Source organism: Vibrio sp. 1580 (genome assembly GCF_033340055.1).
In genome coordinates this window covers 1-560 of record NZ_JAWOVT010000568.1, presented here as the reverse complement: position 1 = coordinate 560, position 560 = coordinate 1, and the positions used below count along the sequence as shown (strand labels likewise).

The following is a 560-nucleotide window of genomic DNA, read 5'->3' as shown; positions in this document are numbered from 1 at the left end:
TTTTAACGTATAACGCCTACAACGCAAAGTTTGATAAAGGCGCTGGTCGAGTGAAGTTATACGATTATGCAAGTGAGTTTTCTCACACTGAAGCGTCATTTGAAAGCATCGTCGATAAGATGTTTGATAAGTCTGTAGTAGAGCAAAAGCCGCACTATGCTAGTGATTATAATAAGTCGCAGGATATCCCTCTGACTGATAAATATCAGGAATTTATTGATATTCTAAACTCCCACAAAGTGATGCCAGCAAGAGGTGGCGGTACTCAATCATGGCTCGGTTTAATTGCTGCGGCGAAAGAAGCGGATAAAGTTAAAAAGGAAGATCGAAACCCAGAGCAAGTGTTTATTATTCTTTCTGATGGTGCAGATACAGATGTGCAATTTCCGATGGGACTGAATAGAAATAGATATTATAGAGATAAGTATGACGTCGTGACTAAATATTACGTAGACCAGTATGATGGGCGAACTTATTATTATCAGGTTTATGACAAATTCTTAAAGTCATTAGTGGGTGAGCATGGTTTGTGTGAAAGCCTTAAGAAAAGAATATCTAGT

At 38.2% G+C, this 560-nt stretch carries 1 pseudogene; it reads left to right on the top strand.

Annotation, left to right across the window (positions count from 1 at the left end):
• Nucleotides 1-50: 50 nt before the first annotated feature.
• Nucleotides 51-560, top strand: a pseudogene (locus R7093_RS27205) (pilus assembly protein TadG); the annotation flags it as partial.